This is a genomic window from Pseudocitrobacter sp. 2023LY-00077 (assembly GCF_055796175.1).
This window is the reverse complement of sequence record NZ_JBSPEI010000003.1, coordinates 195,516-212,996: the sequence shown is the minus strand read 5'-3', so window position 1 is coordinate 212,996 and position 17,481 is coordinate 195,516. Positions and strand designations below refer to the sequence as shown.

The window sequence follows — 17,481 nt, the reverse complement described above, 5'->3', positions numbered from 1 at the left end:
CGCAAACGTTATCTGAGAAAAAACATAAAACGGCCCTGAGAAGGACCGTTAAAATACTTAAAAAGTGTTATATATCAATCAACTAGGAGATGATAAATTTGTGGGTCTGCCTGGATCAAACGCATCAGCTTGAGTTCGGTGGCGGACGGTTTTACCCGTCTGGACTCCCATTCCTGTACTGTCGATACGCTTACACCCATCGCTTTGGCAAACTCAGTCATCTGCAAACCGGTACCTTTACGCAACTCTTCGAACTCCGTAAAGACGGACGGTTTTGCTGTCAGGGTAATCACATGTGATGCATCTTTGAAGACAATCTGTTCCAGACTGCTCAGCAGTTCAATTGTTGGATCTTTTTCTTCCATTGATAACTCCTGTAAACACACAGCGGGATCGTGAATATCGTAGAGCTAATTAAGAATAGTCGGGATTTCCGATGAGAAGATGATCACGAATGTGACTATTTGTGAGATCCATTTTCACCCGTCAACTATCGGGCGAAAAACGCTCAAAAATCAATGACGGCTTCGCCAGGTATAATTTTGTAAAAATCGCTAAAACCGACGGCTGAGCCGCCGGTTCGCTAACTCAGGCTTTCTGCGTATTGCGGTTCAATGCCGGCGTTTCCGCTTCGCTTTTCAGCGTTTGCCGCTGGCTGACGATGTGTTTCACCAGCAGCGCCAGTGCTGACACCAGGGCGGGAATGGCCAGCAGCGTGAAAATGGTCTGGAAGGAGAGTTCCGCCTGCATCAGGAACGCCCCGCTGAATGCGCCCAGAATGCCGCCGAAACGGCCCAGCCCCAGCATCCACGCCACGCCTGTAGCGCGCCCCTGCGTCGGGTAGAAACCCGCCGCGAGAGCCGGCATTGACGATTGCGCGCCGTTCATGATGGTTCCGGCAATAAAGACCATCACGCCCATCAGCACCAGGCTGTTGGTTGAGAACCCGACCAGGCAGACAAAAACGCCTGTCAGTACGTAGCCTACTGCCACCACTTTATTGGGATTGAGTTTATCCATCAGCACGCCGAGGATAAGCACGCCAATGCCGCCGCCCAGTGGGAAGAGGGCGGTGATAACCGACGCCTGGCTTAACGATGCACCAGTTTCGCGAATTAACAGCGGTAGCCAGCTGGTCAGTAAATAAAAAATCAACAGGCCCATGAAGTAGGTCAGGCACAGCATCACCGTGCCGACAGCATAGCGAGGCGAGAAAATCACCCCCAGCGCCGATTTCTCTTTCACCTGTCCGGCTTCCTGCAAGACAAAACTCGCGTTATCGGCCACCGGGGCGATGTGTTTGAGGATGGCGGCAATTTTATGTTGAGGCTGATTTTTGACCACCATATAACGTGCGGATTCCGGCAGCAGGAATATCAGCAGCACCACCAGCGCCAGCGGCATGACGCCGCCGAGGATCAGCACGCTCTGCCAGCCGTAGTGTGGAATTAGCCACGCGGAGATAAACCCGCCCATCGACGAGCCGATCGGGAAGCCCACAAACATCAGGTTCACCAGCAACGCACGACGACGCTCTGGCGCATATTCGCTCATCAGCGTGGCGGCATTGGGCATCGCCGCACCCAGCCCCAGCCCGGTCAGGAAACGCAGCAGCGTAAGCTGGGTGAGGTTGGTGGCAAAAGCAGTGACAAGGCTAAAGCCGCCAAAAACCAGAATCGACAGCACCAGCACTTTCTTGCGGCCAATACGGTCCGCCATCGGGCCTGCCGTTAATGCACCTACCGCCAGGCCAACCAGCGCGGCGCTCATCACCGGCCCGAGATCTGATTTCTGCACGCCCCACTCCTGCACCAGGTCAGAAGCGATAAAGCCAATAATCGCAGTATCGAAACCGTCCATGGCGACGGTCACAAAGCATAATGCGAGGATCATCCACTGGTATTTAGAAAAGGGATGATCGTTGATAAAAGCCTGAATATCCGTGGTTGTCTTCGTCATGCGGCAATTCCTGAAAACAGCGGGGAGAAGGATTCTCCCGCATGAAGTTGTGCGATTATCGAACCTATTTCCGGTAATCGTTCAATTCATCAAAACACTTAACGTTTGCGGCGACAATGCAGGGGAAATCAGGAAGTGTGCGATTATCGTACTCCCTGCGGGGAGACAAACACGCGAGAAGATTAAAATCATTTTAAAACAATAGATTAATAACAATATTTCGCGTAAAAGTTGTGGTCATAAATGTGATGTGCGCAACAATGTATTAACATCCGTGTTTTCTCCCTTTCCCCATCGTGATTTCCTGCCATAACTTTGTCAGGAAAAGGTATCCTGCGGCGCGCTGCTGGACTATCCTTGTCAGCGTCGGGCACGCGGGTGCCTGTTTGCGTTTTTTTTGGCTGAAGGAGTAATAAAATGGCGACAGGAAAGTCCTGCTCTCGCTGGTTTGCGCCTGTTGCGGCGTTGTTGATGGTTGTTAGCCTGAGTGGGTGTTTTGATAAAGAAGGCGACCAGCGCAAAGCGTTTGTCGATTTCCTGCAAAATACAGTGATGCGTGGGGGCGAACGTCTGCCAACGCTGACCGCTGACCAGAAAAAACAGTTTGGTCCCTTTGTCTCCGATTACGCCGTCATTTACGGCTATTCGCAGCAGGTGAGCCAGGCGATGGATGCGGGTCTGCGCCCGGTTGTCGATAGCGTTAACGCCATTCGCGTTCCGCAGGATTATATGACTCAGCGCGAGCCACTGCGTCAGGCGAACGGTTCGTTGGGCGTACTGAGCCAGCAGCTGGAAAATGCGAAGATGCAGGCCGATGCGGCACATGCGGCGCTGAAACAGGCGGATGACCTGAAGCCGGTCTTTGATCAGGTGTACAGCAAAGTGGTGACGGCACCTGCAAATGCGATGCAACCGTTGATCCCGGCGGCGCAAATCTTCACGCAGCAGCTGGTCCAGGTCGGTGATTTTGTCGCGCAGCAGGGTGAGCAGGTGAGCTTCGTGGCGAACGGGATTCAGTTCCCGACCTCACAGCAGGCAAGCCAGTACAACTCGCTGATCGGCCCGCTGGCTTCCCAGCATCAGGCATTTACTCAGGCCTGGACTGCGGCAGTAGAAGCGACGAAGTAACATTATGTTAGATGGCGTCTTATCGTAATTCGCCATCCGGCAGAAATAAGGCGGGGAATTCCCGCCTTATTCGTTTTATTTCCTTAACACCTGCGGGTTCACGCAGTTCTTCTCAACCTTCCCCTGCAATGCATCAATCAGGTTATCCACCGCGCAGGCCGCCATGTTAAAGCGCGTCTCATGCGTCGCAGAACCGATATGCGGCAGCGCAACGACGTTCGGCAGCGTCAGCAACGGTGAATCGACAGGCAGCGGCTCCTGCTCAAAGACATCCAGCCCGGCGGCATGAATTTCACCCGCCTGCAGCGCGGCAATGAGCGCCTGCTCGTCTACCACCGGGCCACGCCCCGCGTTGATAAAGATGGCGGAGGATTTCATCTTCGCGAACTGTTCTTTACCGAAAAGATGATGCGTCTCGTCGCTGAGCGGCAGAATCAGACACACGAAATCGGATTCCTGCAATAGCGTGTCGAGGTCACAGTAACGCGCACTGAAGCGCTCTTCGGCCTGCGGATGCTGGCGGCGAGCGTTATACAGAATCGGCATGCCGAAACCGCAGTGCGCGCGCTGAGCCAGCGCCATGCCGATGCGGCCCATCCCGACAATACCCAGCGTTTTATGGTGCACATCGGTACCGAACCAGTCCGGTCCGATGCTCTTTTTCCACTCGCCGGCTTTTACGCGATCGGCGACTTCCACCACCCGGCGCGCGGTACTGAGCACCAGCGCCATCACCGTATCCGCCACGGTTTCCGTCAGAACGGTGGGCGTATGCATCAGCAGAATGTTACGCGCGTTCAGGGCATCAACATCAAAGTTGTCATAACCCACGGAGACGGTCGAGGTCGCGCGCAGCTTCGGCATTTTCTCCAGCAGCGCTTCGTTAACGGCTTCGCTGGAGCCCAGCAGGCCGACGGCGTTAGCAAACACCTCTGCATGCTGTTGGACGGTTTCCGGGCGCAGGTTTGGCACCTGCGTAACGGTAAAGTGGGCTTCCAGGCGATGCAGTAAATCGTCAGGCAGTGCCTTGTAGAGAATAATGGACGGCTTCATGCGACTCTCCGTAAGTGTGATTTAAGCGTGGCGTGCGCCAACGGGAAGTTGTTGATTCTTAGCAGGCTTAACAATCAGAGTAAGCCATACCGAGGCGAAAAGCGCCACCCCCATAAAAATGTAAGAGGCGGACGGCGAACCGGTCGCGCCGTTGAGGTAGCCGACGAACCAGGAGCCAAAGAACGATCCCAGCGCGCCCATACTGTTGATTAAGGCCATCGCGCCGCCAGCGACGTTGCGCGGCAGCATTTCCGGGATGATGGCAAAGAACGGGCCATACGGCGCGTACATTGCGGCACCGGCGACAACCAGCAGAGTGTAGGAAATCCAGAAGTGGTTAGCGCCCACCGCCCATGAACCGATAAAGGCGAAACCGGCAATCAGCAGCAGCGGCCAGACAAACAGTTTACGGTTCTGCATTTTATCGGAAGCCCAGGAGACCAGAATCATCGCCGCTGTGGCGGCCAGATACGGCACAGATGACAGCCAGCCCACTTCAACCATGCCGAGGTTTTCGCCACCGCTGCGGATAATCGACGGCAGCCACAGCACGAAACCGTAAACGCCGATACTCCAGGCGAAATACTGCATGCACAGCAGAATGACGTTGCGGGAACGGAACGCTTCGCCGTAGTTACGCACGGCTTTAATGCCCTGCTGCTCTTTATCGAGCTCGGCCTGCAACGCCGCTTTTTCGGATTCAGACAACCAGCCCACCTGCGCCGGTTTATCTTTTACCAGCACCCACCAGCAGAACGCCCAGATGATGGCCGGGAAGCCTTCAATAATGAACATTTCACGCCAGCCGAGCGCCTGAATCAGGTAGCCGGAAACCACCGACATCCACAGCACCGTCACCGGGTTACCGAGGATCAGGAAGGTATTGGCGCGCGAACGTTCGGATTTGGTAAACCAGTTGCTGATGTAAATCAGCATGGCAGGCATCACCGCGGCTTCCACCACGCCGAGAATAAAGCGAATGGCGGCAAGCATCGGAATATTGTGCACAATCCCGGTGAGCGAGGCGCAGGCCCCCCACAGGATCAGGCAGACGAAAATCAGTTTGCGCACGCTGCGGCGTTCCGCATACATCGCGCCGGGGATCTGGAAGAAGAAGTAGCCGAGGAAGAAGAGGGCGCCCAGCAGGGAAGAGATCCCTTTGGTGATGCCTAAATCTTCGTTAATGCCTGCGGCGGAAGCGAAGCTGAAGTTTGCGCGATCGAGGTACGCCAGGCTGTACGTGATAAACACGATTGGCATGATGTACCACCAGCGTTTGGCTGCATTGGTTGAGCTATTCATAGTCCTGCCTCTGTAGTTGTAGGGTCAGAGTGTTATTTGGGGAAGGTGCGCGCTGGTGCCCTCACCCCGGCCCTCTCCCACAGGGAGAGGGGGAAACCAATAATTTGCACAATCTATTCCCTCTCCCTTGAGGGAGAGGGTTAGGGTGAGGGCGCTACTCCCCCAACGCCTCACGCGTCGGTAATCCTTCACTGTCGCCCTGAACCTGAATGGCCAGTGCGCCAATTTTATTCCCGCGGGTTACCGCATCACGCAGTGAGCGACCTTCCAGCAGGGCGCTAATTACCCCGACGGCGAAGCCATCGCCCGCACCCACCGTATCGACCACCTTGTCGACTTTTACCGGCGCGACGCAGCCTTTCTCGCCATCTGCGGTTTTATACCAGGCGCCGTCTGCCCCGGTTTTCAGCACCACCGCTTTTACACCATGAGCCAGATAGAAATCGGCGATGGCTTCCGGTGTTTGTTGGCCGGTCAGGATCATGCCCTCTTTCAAACCAGGTAAAACCCAGTCGGCCTGGAACGCCAGGTGGTTGAGTTTTTCCACCATCTCTGCTTCGCTTTTCCACAGCACCGGGCGCAGGTTCGGGTCGAATGAAATGGTTTTGCCCTGTGCTTTCATCGTGCGGGCCGTATGGTCGAGCAGGGCGTAGGACGAGTCAGAGAGCGCCGCCGCAACGCCGCTTAAGTGTAGATGGCGTGCGCTGGCGAAATAATTGTCATTGAAGTCATCGAGCGAAAGATGGCTGGCCGCTGAGTTTTTACGGAAGTATTCCACTATGGGATCGGTTCCATTTTCGACCTTAGATTTAACCTGAAAGCCGGTAGCGAAACGCGGATCGCAGGTGACACCTGTCGCATCAATACCTTCTTTTTTAAGGCTATTGATCACAAACTGGCCGAAGCTGTCGTCTCCAATGCGGCTGACCCAGCCAACATTCAGGCCCAGGCGCGCCAGTCCGGTCGCGACGTTGAGCTCAGCCCCGGCGACACGTTTGATAAACTGCTCAACCTCACTGAGATCGCCCGTTTGTGTTGCCACAAACATTGCCATGGCTTCACCGATGGTGATGACATCCAGTTGTTTATTCATTGCTTAATCCTCGCGTAACAGTTCGACATAGCGACGGGTTACTGCGGTCAGGTCGTTGCCTTCCAGCGGAAACTCAATTCCACGCGGCGCGTCGGCGGGCAGGGCGCGCAGTACATCCAGCCAGTCGGTATTGATGGGGTCCGGCGGCACGGCGCGGAAGCTGTCATGGTGAGGCGTCGCCGCTTTGACGTGGATGTAGCACACTGAAGGAGCCAGCTGCTGGGCCGCTTCCTGCGGGCAGTTTCCGACCCACAGCCAGTTACCCATATCAAAGGTCAGGCGCACGGGCAGGTTGAGTACACGGCAGGCGGCTTTGAAACGTTGCATCGGCGGCAGCTGGCCGCATTCGGTCTGGTCGTTTTCCACCATCAGCGCCATACCGCTGACTTCCAGCCAGGTGCGCAGGGTTTCCAGCGGCGCTTTGCGCTCGAAATGACCAAGGGAAACTTTCAGCCACAGGGCGTTCAGCGTGCGGGCTTCTTCGAGCAGGGCGGGAAGGTGCGGGTTAAGCGTGCCGTCGGCAAGAAACAGCGGCTCAGGGGCGGAATAACAGGCCAGTAATTTTTGTGCTTCTATCGCGCGGGCCAGCTCAGGCAGGGCATTTAGCTCGGCATCGTTGAACATCTCGCGGCGGATTTCTACACCATCCGCGCCCGCTTTCGCGATTATCGGCAGCATCGCCGCCTGGCCACCCGCGGCGCGGACCTGGTCATGTCCGTAAGCGGCAGTAACCACGATAATTTGTCTTTTCATGGGGAACTCCAGCGTCATCGTATGGTTAATACGCTAGATGGAACCGGTTCCAAAGAAAAGCTCAGGATGTTGAATTTATGATCGTCATCACGAAGGTTCGTTAACGGGAGGTTGATCCCCTGATAATCAGTTCGCCAGAGAAAACCTGTTCATGGATGGCGGTGCTGCCACCTTCGATGCGGCGCACGACCTGTTCGACCGCCGCAAAACCAATCTGCCAGGTGGGTTGTTTTAAGGTGGTGATGCCGACGCCTGCCAGTTCTGCCCACTCTAGTTCATCGAAACCCAGCAGGCCGATATCGCTGCCCCAGTTCAAACCGATGCGTTTGAGCGAGCGGGCAACCTGTAGCGTGAGCGCGCCGTTGGCAGAGATAATCGCTTTGCGCATACCGCGATAGCGGGTGTGGAACTGGCGCAGAGTGTTATCCATCAGCGCATTCTCGGCCAGCGGCACTTCCGCATTTTCGGCCAGCACGCCAGGGTAGCGCGCCAGCGTGGCATTAAACGCCGCCAGACGCTCGCGGCGGGTGTTGACGGTGCCCAGCGGTTCGCTGAGAAACAGCAGGGCTTCGAAACCCTGGTCAATCAGATGTTCGGTGGCGGTCGTGGCCGCCTGGGTATTATCGAGCCCCACCACGTCGCAGGCGAAATCGGGAATTTTGCGGTCAATGAGGACCATCGGCAGTGAGGATTGTTGCAGACGATTGAGCGCCTCTTCGCGCATCCCGACGGCATTGACCACAATCCCTTCCACCTGATAACTGCGCAGCAGGTCGAGGTAATGCTGCTCCTGATCGACCTCATTGTTGGTATTACACACCAGCGGGGTGAAGCCTTTCTCGCGGCAGGCGGCCTCAATACCGCTTAACACGTTAACCGAGTAGGGGTTGGTGATATCGGCGATAATCAGGCCAATCAGGCGGGTGCGGCCACGCTTCAGGCTGCGCGCCATCAGACTGGGGCGATAATCGAGTTCGGCGATGGCGTTTTCAATACGCGCCAGAAGCGCATCGGAAAGCAGATGCTTCTCGCCGTTAAGGTAACGGGAGATGCTGGTTTTACCGGTTTTCGCTGCTTTTGCGACGTCGCTGATAGTCGGGCGTGTTGATTTCGCCATAGGGGCCTCTCTTTGCAAAGTGAGAACACCTTAGCGCGAAAATCTGGCTAAGCAAGTGATTTGCCCGGTAAACGAGGCGTTACCGGGCTGATGTATTACTGGAGAGGGCTTAAAGTGATTTCAACGCGACGGTTCTGCGCTTTGCCTGCTTCGGTGCTGTTGCTGGCGATAGGGTTCGCCGGGCCCATCCCGCTGGTACGAATACGCGTTGCCGCTACGCCCTGCGTAATCAGCGAGCTGGCGACGGAATCCGCACGTTGCTGAGACAGGCGCATGTTCAGGTCCTGGCCGCCGGTGCTGTCGGTGTAGCCAATTACGTTTACTGCGGTTTTCTCATACTCTTTTAGCACCATCGCCACGCCGGTCAGGGTATTAGCGCCTGCCGGTTTCAGCGTTGCGCTGCTGCTGTCGAAAGTGACATTGCTCGGCATGTTTAACACGATGTTGTCGCCATTTCGCGTCACGCTCACGCCGGTTCCCTGCATTTTGTCGCGCAGTTTGGCTTCCTGCACGTCCATGTAGTAACCGACGCCGCCGCCAAGGGCTGCGCCCGCTGCCGCACCAATCAACGCGCCTTTGCCGCGATCTTTCTTCGACGAAGAGAGTGCGCCAACGCCAGCCCCGACCAGAGAGCCGATCCCGGCGCCAATGCCGGATTTGCCCGCTTCGCGCTCACCGGTGTAAGGGTTAGTGGTGCAGCCAGAAACTGCCAGAGCTCCGCTCACAACGGCAGCAATCATCAGTACGCTTTTTTTCATCTTAATTCCTTAATCCTTTTTTTATTCTTTGCCACGGCGTCCGTGACGGTTGATTATGACGTGGAAATAAGCGGAAAATTCCCTCCATAACTCCGATTTATGTAAAAAATAATGAGTGATGATTCATTCATCGCCACAACACCTGCATCGAACACTCAGGAGCACGCTTTGGCTACTACAGCGAAAACGCACACCATCTTAACTGCCGCCCACTGGGGCCCTATGCTCGTCGAGACGGACGGTGAAACCGTTTTTTCCTCGCGCGGGGCGCTTGAAACCTCGTTTGTTAACTCTTTGCAAAGCGCCGTGCGCGATCAGGTGCACAGTAAAACGCGGGTACGTTACCCGATGGTGCGCAAAGGTTATCTGGCCTCGCCGGCGTCGCCGAAGGGGGGGCGCGGGCAGGACGAATTCGTGCGGGTAAGCTGGGACGAGGCGCTGGATCTTATTCACGCGCAGCACAAACGTATTCGTGAGACTTATGGCCCGTCCTCGATTTTTGCCGGTTCCTACGGCTGGCGATCAAATGGCGTACTCCACAAAGCGGCGACGCTGCTACAGCGCTATATGAGCCTGGCAGGCGGTTACACCGGGCACCTGGGGGATTACTCGACCGGCGCGGCGCAGGCTATCATGCCGCACGTGGTCGGCGGCAGCGAAGTGTATCAACAGCAAACCAGCTGGCCACTGGTGCTGGAGCATACGGACGTGGTGGTGCTGTGGAGCGCCAACCCGCTGAATACGCTGAAAATTGCCTGGAATGCTTCGGATGAACAAGGCATTCCTTACTTTGAACAACTGCGTAAAAGCGGCAAGCGCCTGATCTGCATCGATCCGATGCGATCGGAGACCGTCGATTTCTTCGGCGAGTCGATGGAGTGGATAGCCCCACATATGGGCACTGACGTGGCGATGATGCTTGGCATTGCCCATACGCTGGTGGAAAACGACTGGCATGATGCGCAATTCCTCGCGCGCTGCACGACTGGATTCGACACCTTCGCCGCTTATCTGCTCGGTGAACGAGACGGGCAGCCGAAAACCGCGGAATGGGCCTCAGCCATTTGTGGCGTAAGTGCGGCTAAAATCCGTGAACTGGCGAAACTGTTCCACGAAAATACCACCATGTTAATGGCGGGGTGGGGCATGCAGCGTCAGCAATTCGGCGAACAAAAGCACTGGATGCTGGTGACGCTCGCCGCCATGCTGGGGCAAATCGGTACGCCGGGCGGGGGCTTTGGGCTCTCCTATCACTTTGCCAACGGCGGCAACCCAACGCGCCGCGCAGCCGTGCTGGCGTCGATGCAGGGCGCGGTAAAAGGCGGGGTGGAAGCAGTCGATAAAATTCCCGTTGCGCGGATTGTCGAGGCACTGGAAAACCCCGGCGCACCGTATCAGCACAACGGCATGGACAGGCACTTCCCGGATATCCGTTTTGTCTGGTGGGCGGGTGGCGCCAACTTTACCCATCATCAGGATACCAACCGCTTAATTCGCGCCTGGCAGCGCCCGGAGCTGGTGGTGATTTCCGAGTGCAACTGGACGGCGGCGGCGCGTCACGCCGATATCGTTCTGCCCGCCACCACTTCTTTCGAGCGCAACGATCTCACCATGACCGGGGATTACAGTAATCAGCACCTGGTGCCGATGAAGCGCGTGGTGATGCCGCAGGGTGAAGCGCGCGATGATTTTGAGGTCTTCGCTGAACTGAGCGAGCGCTGGGAAACGGGTGGGCGTGAGCGTTTTACTGAAGGCAAAAGCGACCTGCAATGGCTGGAAACGTTCTACCGCATCGCCGCAGAGCGGGGCGCCAGCCAGCAGGTTACGCTGCCGCCGTTTGCGGAATTCTGGCAGGCGAATCAGCTTATCGAAATGCCGACCAGCGAACAAAACGCTCAGTTTGTCCGTTTCGCGGCCTTCCGTGCCGATCCGCAGGCCAATCCGTTGAAAACGCCGAGCGGGAAAATTGAAATTTATTCCGAGCGCATCGCCAGTTTCAACTATGCCGATTGTCCGCCGCATCCGATGTGGCTGGAGCCGGACGAATGGCACGGCAATGCCGAGCCAGAGCAGTTGCAGCTGCTCTCCGCGCATCCGGCTCATCGTCTGCACAGCCAGCTCAATCACACTTCCCTGCGCGAGCAGTACGCGGTTACGGGGCGTGAACCGCTTACCCTGCATCCGCAGGATGCGCGTGCACGAAATATTCAGGATGGCGATGTGGTGCGCGTGTGGAATCATCGTGGGCAGGTGCTGGCGGGCGCGGTGGTGGATGACGGCATTAAGCCTGGCGTGATTTGCCTGCATGAAGGCGCGTGGCCGGATCTTGACCTTCAGGCCGGAGGCATCTGTAAAAACGGTGCAGTCAACGTACTGACCAAAGACCTCCCCAGCTCGAAGCTGGGGAATGGCTGTGCGGGCAATACGGCGCTGGCGTGGGTGGAGAAATACCGCGGCCCGGCGCTTACGCTAACGGCGTTTGATCCGCCTGCCAACGCATAATCCAGGTGGGATGTTTGGTCTCCTCCTGCCATGCGCCGTCTTCGATGCGAAAACCGAGCGCATGGTAGAAATTCACCGCGCGGCCATTTTTCTGATACACCTCCAGGCTTAACATCGGATAGCGCTGCTTAACTTCGTTGAGCAGCGCGCTGCCAATGCCGCGATGCAGCGCCTGCGGCGCCACAAACAGCGCACCGACAAACTGGTTATCCATCACGCTGACGAACCCCAACAGAGTGTCATTTTCTTCCCACACCCAGGTTTGCGCCGCCGGTAGGTAAACGTCGCGTACCAGCGCGAGGCTGTCGTGCCAGTACTGCTCATCAATAAAAGGATGCGCGAAGGTGGTGCTTTCCAGCCACAGAGTGAGCACCGGGTCGAGGGATTTAGCTGTCCACTTGCGGATCATGCTGGCCTCCGGGATGGCAGAAGCAGCCCGTTACGTGATCGTTAACCAGCCCGCACGCCTGCATAAAGGAGTAACAAATGGTGGTTCCGACGAACTTAAAACCGCGTTTTTTCAGCGCTTTTGATAAGGCATCGGACGCGGGCGTCGAGGTTGGAATGCCGGACAGCTCTGCCGCCTGAGTGATGATGGGCGTGTTATCCACGAACGACCAGACGAAATCGGCAAACGGTTCACCGTTTTCTTCCATTGCCAGCCAGGCGCGCGCGTTGCCAATAATGGCCTGAATTTTCCCGCGATGGCGGATAATTCCGGCATCCAGCACCAGCCGCTCAACGTCTTCTTCCGTCATGGCCGCAACCTTGCGCGGGTCGAAATGGTGGAAAGCGTGACGGTAATTTTCCCGTTTTTTAAGTACCGTAATCCATGAAAGCCCGGCCTGCTGGCCTTCAAGGCAGATCATTTCAAACAGCTGCTGCCCGTCTTTCTGCGCAACGCCCCACTCCTTGTCGTGATAGTCGATATAGAGCGGGTCCTGACTGACCCAACCACAACGCTGCATACCCTTCTCCTGTTTCATGGTCCTGACCTGATAATAAAACCTGCAAATCATGCTTGACGCCAGAAATAAAAAGACAATATTTAATACAGGGATACACACCCCCTAAAAACATAACAATATCGCCGGGTTCGGCTCTACTCTGGAGTCGCTTGAATGATTGATAAGAAATGCACTGGCTTTCGACCAGCCGTTTTGACTGCGCCTGTCTTTTTTTGCTTACTCTTTACGGCTCAGGCGCACGCCTGGCAGCAAGAATATATCGTGACTGACACAGAAAGTCGTACCGCTGAACGCTATACATGGGATAGCGATCACCAACCGCGCTATGACGATATTCTGGCGGAACGTATCAAGGCTTCCAGCGATGGGCCCGGTCTGGCGATGACGATGCCGGATGAGACGCCGCTGGACGCGACCAAATCAATGAGCATCGGCTGGAATATGCCGCTGACGGCGGGCCTGACGACCGGGCCGGTTGCCGCGTGGAGCTACGATGGCTCCCCTGGCGCGGTATTTACTGACGCGGGTGATATTGGCAGTTATACCGATCCGATGTGGCATGCCAGTATCAGCACGCTGGGCTGGCGCGTGGACTCCCGCTCCTGGTGGGGTGTTCATCCGTGGGCGCAGGTCAGTTATAACCAGCAGTACGGCGAAAATCAGTGGAAAGCCCAGTCAGGCCTTAATCGCATGCCGGGCACCAATCAGGAAGGCAACTGGGTCGATGTGACGCTCGGCGCTGATATGCTGCTGAATCAACATGTTGCTGCGTATGCGGCTCTCTCGCAGGCCGACAACATGACCACCGGTTCTAACTACCTCTATACCATGGGCGTGAGCGCTCGCTTTTAGATTGTCGGATGGCGCGGGCGACAGACCGCGCCATCGGGCATAAGCTGCACGCAATGTCATTCATTCCACTCTCAGTGCATTTCATTCCGTCCTCAACGCACTTCATGCCTTTTTCCCCCATGGAATACGCGGGTTTCGTTATCGTAGCCGCAGTTAATTCAAGAAGGCATCTTCATCATGAACGCTGCAACTCAAAACCATACTCGCTGGCTGACGCTTATCGGCACCATCATTACCCAGTTTGCGCTGGGGTCAGTTTACACCTGGAGCCTGTTTAACAGCTCGCTCTCCAGCAAGCTGGATGCGCCGGTCAGCCAGGTCGCTTTCTCCTTCGGTTTATTAAGTCTTGGCCTCGCGCTTTCCTCCTCTGTGGCCGGGAAATTACAGGAACGTTTTGGCGTAAAACGCGTCACCATGGCTTCCGGGATTTTACTGGGCATCGGCTTCTTCCTGACGGCGCACTCTAACAGCCTGATGATGTTGTGGCTGAGCGCAGGCGTGCTGGTTGGCCTCGCCGACGGCGCGGGCTATCTGCTGACGCTCTCCAACTGCGTGAAATGGTTCCCGGAACGAAAAGGGCTGATTTCCGCGTTTGCCATCGGTTCTTACGGTTTAGGCAGCCTCGGTTTTAAATTCATCGACAGCCACCTGCTGGAAACCGTCGGCCTGGAAAAAACCTTCATGATTTGGGGCGCGATTGTGCTGGTGATGATTGTCTTCGGCGCGATGCTGATGACCGATGCGCCGCAGCAGGAAGTGAAAAGCGTTAACGGCGTGGTCGAAAATGACTTCACCCTGGCAGAATCCATGCGTAAACCGCAGTACTGGATGCTGGCGGTGATGTTCCTGACAGCCTGCATGAGTGGCCTGTATGTGATTGGCGTGGCGAAAGATATTGCCCAGGGCATGGTACATCTGGATATCGCCACGGCGGCGAACGCGGTGACCATTATCTCTATCGCTAACCTGAGTGGACGTCTGGTGCTGGGGATCTTGTCTGATAAAATCTCCCGTATCCGTGTCATTACTATCGGCCAGGTCATTTCGCTGGTGGGCATGGCTGCACTGCTCTTCGCCCCGCTCAACGCGACCACCTTCTTCGCGGCAATTGCCTGCGTCGCCTTTAACTTTGGCGGCACCATCACCGTGTTCCCATCGCTGGTGAGTGAGTTCTTCGGTCTGAACAATCTGGCGAAAAACTACGGTGTGATTTACTTAGGTTTCGGTATCGGCAGCATCTGCGGTTCGTTGATTGCCTCACTGTTCGGCGGCTTCTACGTGACCTTCTGCGTTATCTTCGCTCTGCTGATTATCTCGCTGGCGCTGTCCACGACGATTCGTCAGCCGGCCCAGCCAACACTGCGCCAGATACACGCTCATTAATTGCAAGTCCGAAAAAAGAGGAGCTATGCTCCTCTTTTGCTGTTTCTACCCCCTTTTTTGTCCACTTCCGCACTTGCTTTTTTGTAAATATCTGTAGCGAAAACGCACATCATTGCCACTTTTCCCTCTTACTGTGGTCTACTTAGCCGCGCGTGTACCGAACGGACTCTATTACTCCCGCACAATTGCCTGATGCGCTTACCAGGAAGGTACGGCGCTGGATCTGTTGTTCCCTTTTTTCAGGGTTATTTGCATGCGATATTTAAAAACGATGTCTCAGCAGACGCTGTGCTGGCTGCTGGCTGTTTACATCGGTCTGTTTATGAATGCTTCCGTGTTCCTGCGTCGCTTTGAAGGCTACGCTCAGGACCTCACTTTCTGGAAAGGCGTCGCTGCCATCGTTGAGATGATTGCCGCCGTTCTGATCTGCTTCTTCTTACTACGCTTGTTGTCGTTACTCGGCAGACGTGTCTGGCAGGTGCTGGCATCGTTGCTGGTGCTGATCTCCGCTGGCGCCTGTTATTACATGACCACCATGAACGTCATGATTGGCTACGGCATTGTCGCGTCGGTGATGACGACGGATATCGATCTGTCGAAAGAAGTGGTTGGCTGGACGCTGGTTATCTCGGTGGTGCTGATAAGTGCTATTCCGCTGTTCCTTATCTGGTTCAACGGCAGCAACATGACGCTGTGGCGTCAGATTCGCACGCCGGAACTGCGCTGGCGCAGCGTGCTGGTGGTACTGCTGGCGGGTCTGATGGTCTGGGGCCCGATTCGCTTTCTGGATACGCGTCAGAAGCGCGATGACCGCATCGCGGGCGTGGATATGCCGAGCTACGGTGGCGTACTGGCTAACTCCTACTTGCCGACGAACTGGCTCTCTGCGCTGGGGCTTTACGCCTTTGCCCAGGTGGATGAATCATCCGATAACAAATCTTTGATGAATCCGGCGAAGAAATTTACCTATACGCCGACGCAAAATCTCGATGATACCTATGTGATTTTCATCATCGGCGAAACCACCCGCTGGGACCACATGGGTATGCTGGGGTACGAACGCGATACTACGCCGAAACTCTCTAAAGAGAAGAATCTGGTGATGTACCGTGGTTACTCCTGTGACACCGCGACCAAGCTGTCGCTGCGCTGCATGTTCGTGCGTCAGGGCGGGGCGGAAGATAATCCGCAGCGCACGCTGAAAGAGCAGAACGTGTTTGCGGTGCTTAAGCAGTTAGGTTTCAGTTCCGACCTGTATGCGATGCAGAGCGAGATGTGGTTCTATACCAACACCATGGCGGATAACATCGCCTACCGTGAGCAGATCGCCGCTGAACCGCGTAACCGGGGTAAAGCCGTGGACGATATGCTGTTGTCGAGCGAAGTTCAGCGCTCGTTGGATGATAACCCGCAGGGTAAACACCTGATTGTGTTGCATACCAAAGGGTCGCACTACAACTATACACAGCGTTACCCGCGCGCCTTCGCCCAGTGGGGGCCAGAGTGCTACGCGGTCGATCGTAAGTGTCCGAAAGACCTGATGATCAACTCGTTTGATAACTCCATCACCTACGTCGATCACTTTATCGATACCATTATCGATCAGGTGCGCGATAAGAAAGCGATCGTGTTCTACGCCTCTGACCACGGTGAGTCGATTGAGGAACGCGAGCACCTGCACGGCACCCCACGCCATATGGCCCCGCCGGAGCAGTTCCGCGTGCCGATGATGGTGTGGATGTCGGATAAATATCTGGAGAATCCATCGAATGCTGCGGCGTTTGCTCAGTTGAAGAAGGAAGCCGATATGAAACAGCCGCGTCGTCACGTTGAGCTGTACGACACCATTATGGGCTGCCTCGGTTACACCTCGCCAAACGGCGGGATTAACGAGAATAACAACTGGTGTCACATCCCGGATACCAGCAAGAAAGCTACGAATTAACCGGGATGGCGACTTTCTCGCCGAACGGATGGCTTTTTTAAGGTAAGGGATTGACGAGGGTGCATCACAGCAGTAAGATGCGCCCCGCATTCGGTGATTGGCGCAGCCTGGTAGCGCACTTCGTTCGGGACGAAGGGGTCGGAGGTTCGAATCCTCTATCACCGACCAAATTTGAAAAGCCCGCTCTATGAGCGGGCTTTTTTGCGTCTGGTGTTTGAAGACAACCCTCTCCCTCATGGAGAGCGGACCGATCGCATGCAAGTTTAGGTTCATGCCGGTTTTCTCCCTCTCCCTGTGGGAGAGGGCCGGGGTGAGGGCAACAGCGTGCGACGATCACACATAAGGCCCTTTACGCATCTGAATATCCGCGACCTCTCCATTTTGTGACCTATTCCATTGCTTTTTTTTATACATAGTCAGATCTTTTTTTTCGTTGCTTATGGATAACCTCAGCATTTTCCCCTGTGCGTTTTAACGTTCGCGGTATTTATCGCTCAGATAATCACCGTTCTGTCATTATTTTTTCATAATGTGATTAAACGTTAATCACTGACCACCCGGAAATATCAAGAACAAAACTCTGGCTCTTGGCGAGTAGCATAAATTTCTCTGCTGAAAATACCGCCCTGGAGTTTTTTTAATCTTTGCCTGCCAATTCTCACCCTCGT

At 55.6% G+C, this 17,481-nt stretch carries 15 protein-coding genes and 1 tRNA gene; 6 read left to right on the top strand and 10 right to left on the bottom strand.

Going from position 1 to position 17,481, the window contains the following annotated elements:
• Window positions 1-74 precede the first annotated feature (74 nt).
• Both ACWWFX_RS05365 and ACWWFX_RS05360 read right to left on the bottom strand, forming a co-directional pair.
• Complete coding sequence (locus ACWWFX_RS05365) at window positions 75-365, bottom strand: HTH-type transcriptional regulator (RefSeq protein WP_473223368.1); 291 nt, start codon at window positions 363-365, stop codon at window positions 75-77.
• A gap of 223 nt (window positions 366-588) precedes the next feature.
• On the bottom strand, window positions 589-1,959 hold the full coding sequence (locus ACWWFX_RS05360) for an aromatic acid/H+ symport family MFS transporter (RefSeq protein WP_473223367.1): 1,371 nt from the start codon (window positions 1,957-1,959) through the stop codon (window positions 589-591).
• Window positions 1,960-2,376: 417 nt separating this feature from the next.
• On the opposite strand from ACWWFX_RS05360, the gene ACWWFX_RS05355 reads away from it, so the two are divergent.
• The gene (locus tag ACWWFX_RS05355; RefSeq protein ID WP_276218987.1) at window positions 2,377-3,087 is read left to right on the top strand and encodes a DUF3053 domain-containing protein; all 711 of its coding nucleotides are present in this window, start codon (window positions 2,377-2,379) and stop codon (window positions 3,085-3,087) included.
• Window positions 3,088-3,162: 75 nt separating this feature from the next.
• Here the strand turns inward: ACWWFX_RS05355 and ghrB are convergent, their stop codons facing one another.
• From ghrB to ACWWFX_RS05325, 6 genes are all read right to left on the bottom strand, one after another.
• Window positions 3,163-4,140 carry a glyoxylate/hydroxypyruvate reductase GhrB gene (gene ghrB / locus ACWWFX_RS05350; protein ID WP_276218985.1) on the bottom strand — a complete coding sequence of 326 codons (978 nt, stop codon included), beginning with the start codon at window positions 4,138-4,140 and terminating at the stop codon, window positions 3,163-3,165.
• Between the two features lie 21 nt (window positions 4,141-4,161).
• Window positions 4,162-5,442, bottom strand: coding sequence for an MFS transporter (locus ACWWFX_RS05345; RefSeq protein ID WP_276218983.1), 1,281 nt, complete (start codon window positions 5,440-5,442; stop codon window positions 4,162-4,164).
• A 154-nt stretch (window positions 5,443-5,596) separates the two neighbouring features.
• On the bottom strand, window positions 5,597-6,535 hold the full coding sequence (locus ACWWFX_RS05340) for a sugar kinase (RefSeq protein WP_473223366.1): 939 nt from the start codon (window positions 6,533-6,535) through the stop codon (window positions 5,597-5,599).
• Window positions 6,536-6,538: 3 nt separating this feature from the next.
• Window positions 6,539-7,288 carry a sugar phosphate isomerase/epimerase family protein gene (locus tag ACWWFX_RS05335; protein ID WP_473223365.1) on the bottom strand — a complete coding sequence of 250 codons (750 nt, stop codon included), beginning with the start codon at window positions 7,286-7,288 and terminating at the stop codon, window positions 6,539-6,541.
• Window positions 7,289-7,388: 100 nt separating this feature from the next.
• Entirely contained in the window at window positions 7,389-8,405 is a 1,017-nt protein-coding gene (locus ACWWFX_RS05330) for a LacI family DNA-binding transcriptional regulator (protein WP_473223364.1), read from the bottom strand.
• A 95-nt stretch (window positions 8,406-8,500) separates the two neighbouring features.
• On the bottom strand, window positions 8,501-9,163 hold the full coding sequence (locus tag ACWWFX_RS05325) for an OmpA family lipoprotein (RefSeq protein ID WP_015962556.1): 663 nt from the start codon (window positions 9,161-9,163) through the stop codon (window positions 8,501-8,503).
• A 222-nt stretch (window positions 9,164-9,385) separates the two neighbouring features.
• Between ACWWFX_RS05325 and ACWWFX_RS05320 the strand changes: the two genes are divergently transcribed.
• Window positions 9,386-11,665, top strand: coding sequence for a molybdopterin guanine dinucleotide-containing S/N-oxide reductase (locus ACWWFX_RS05320; RefSeq protein ID WP_473223418.1), 2,280 nt, complete (start codon window positions 9,386-9,388; stop codon window positions 11,663-11,665).
• On the opposite strand, the gene ACWWFX_RS05315 is transcribed toward ACWWFX_RS05320, so the two are convergent.
• Both ACWWFX_RS05315 and tag read right to left on the bottom strand, forming a co-directional pair.
• Entirely contained in the window at window positions 11,628-12,074 is a 447-nt protein-coding gene (locus tag ACWWFX_RS05315) for an N-acetyltransferase (protein ID WP_276218972.1), read from the bottom strand. The genes ACWWFX_RS05320 and ACWWFX_RS05315 overlap by 38 nt on opposite strands.
• The gene (tag, locus tag ACWWFX_RS05310; RefSeq protein ID WP_276219327.1) at window positions 12,052-12,633 is read right to left on the bottom strand and encodes a DNA-3-methyladenine glycosylase I; all 582 of its coding nucleotides are present in this window, start codon (window positions 12,631-12,633) and stop codon (window positions 12,052-12,054) included. Before tag ends, ACWWFX_RS05315 begins: the two co-directional genes overlap by 23 nt.
• A 153-nt stretch (window positions 12,634-12,786) precedes the next feature.
• On the opposite strand from tag, the gene ACWWFX_RS05305 reads away from it, so the two are divergent.
• The 4 genes from ACWWFX_RS05305 (at window position 12,787) to ACWWFX_RS05290 (ending at window position 16,981) form a co-directional block, all read left to right on the top strand.
• On the top strand, window positions 12,787-13,485 hold the full coding sequence (locus tag ACWWFX_RS05305; protein ID WP_276218970.1) for an autotransporter domain-containing protein: 699 nt from the start codon (window positions 12,787-12,789) through the stop codon (window positions 13,483-13,485).
• A 177-nt stretch (window positions 13,486-13,662) separates the two neighbouring features.
• The gene (locus ACWWFX_RS05300; RefSeq protein WP_276218968.1) at window positions 13,663-14,868 is read left to right on the top strand and encodes an L-lactate MFS transporter; all 1,206 of its coding nucleotides are present in this window, start codon (window positions 13,663-13,665) and stop codon (window positions 14,866-14,868) included.
• Between the two features lie 253 nt (window positions 14,869-15,121).
• Window positions 15,122-16,813, top strand: a complete 1,692-nt coding sequence (gene eptB / locus ACWWFX_RS05295) for a kdo(2)-lipid A phosphoethanolamine 7''-transferase (protein ID WP_473223363.1) — start codon at window positions 15,122-15,124, stop codon at window positions 16,811-16,813.
• A gap of 91 nt (window positions 16,814-16,904) precedes the next feature.
• Window positions 16,905-16,981, top strand: a tRNA-Pro gene (locus ACWWFX_RS05290).
• The last annotated feature ends 500 nt before the right edge of the window (window positions 16,982-17,481 follow it).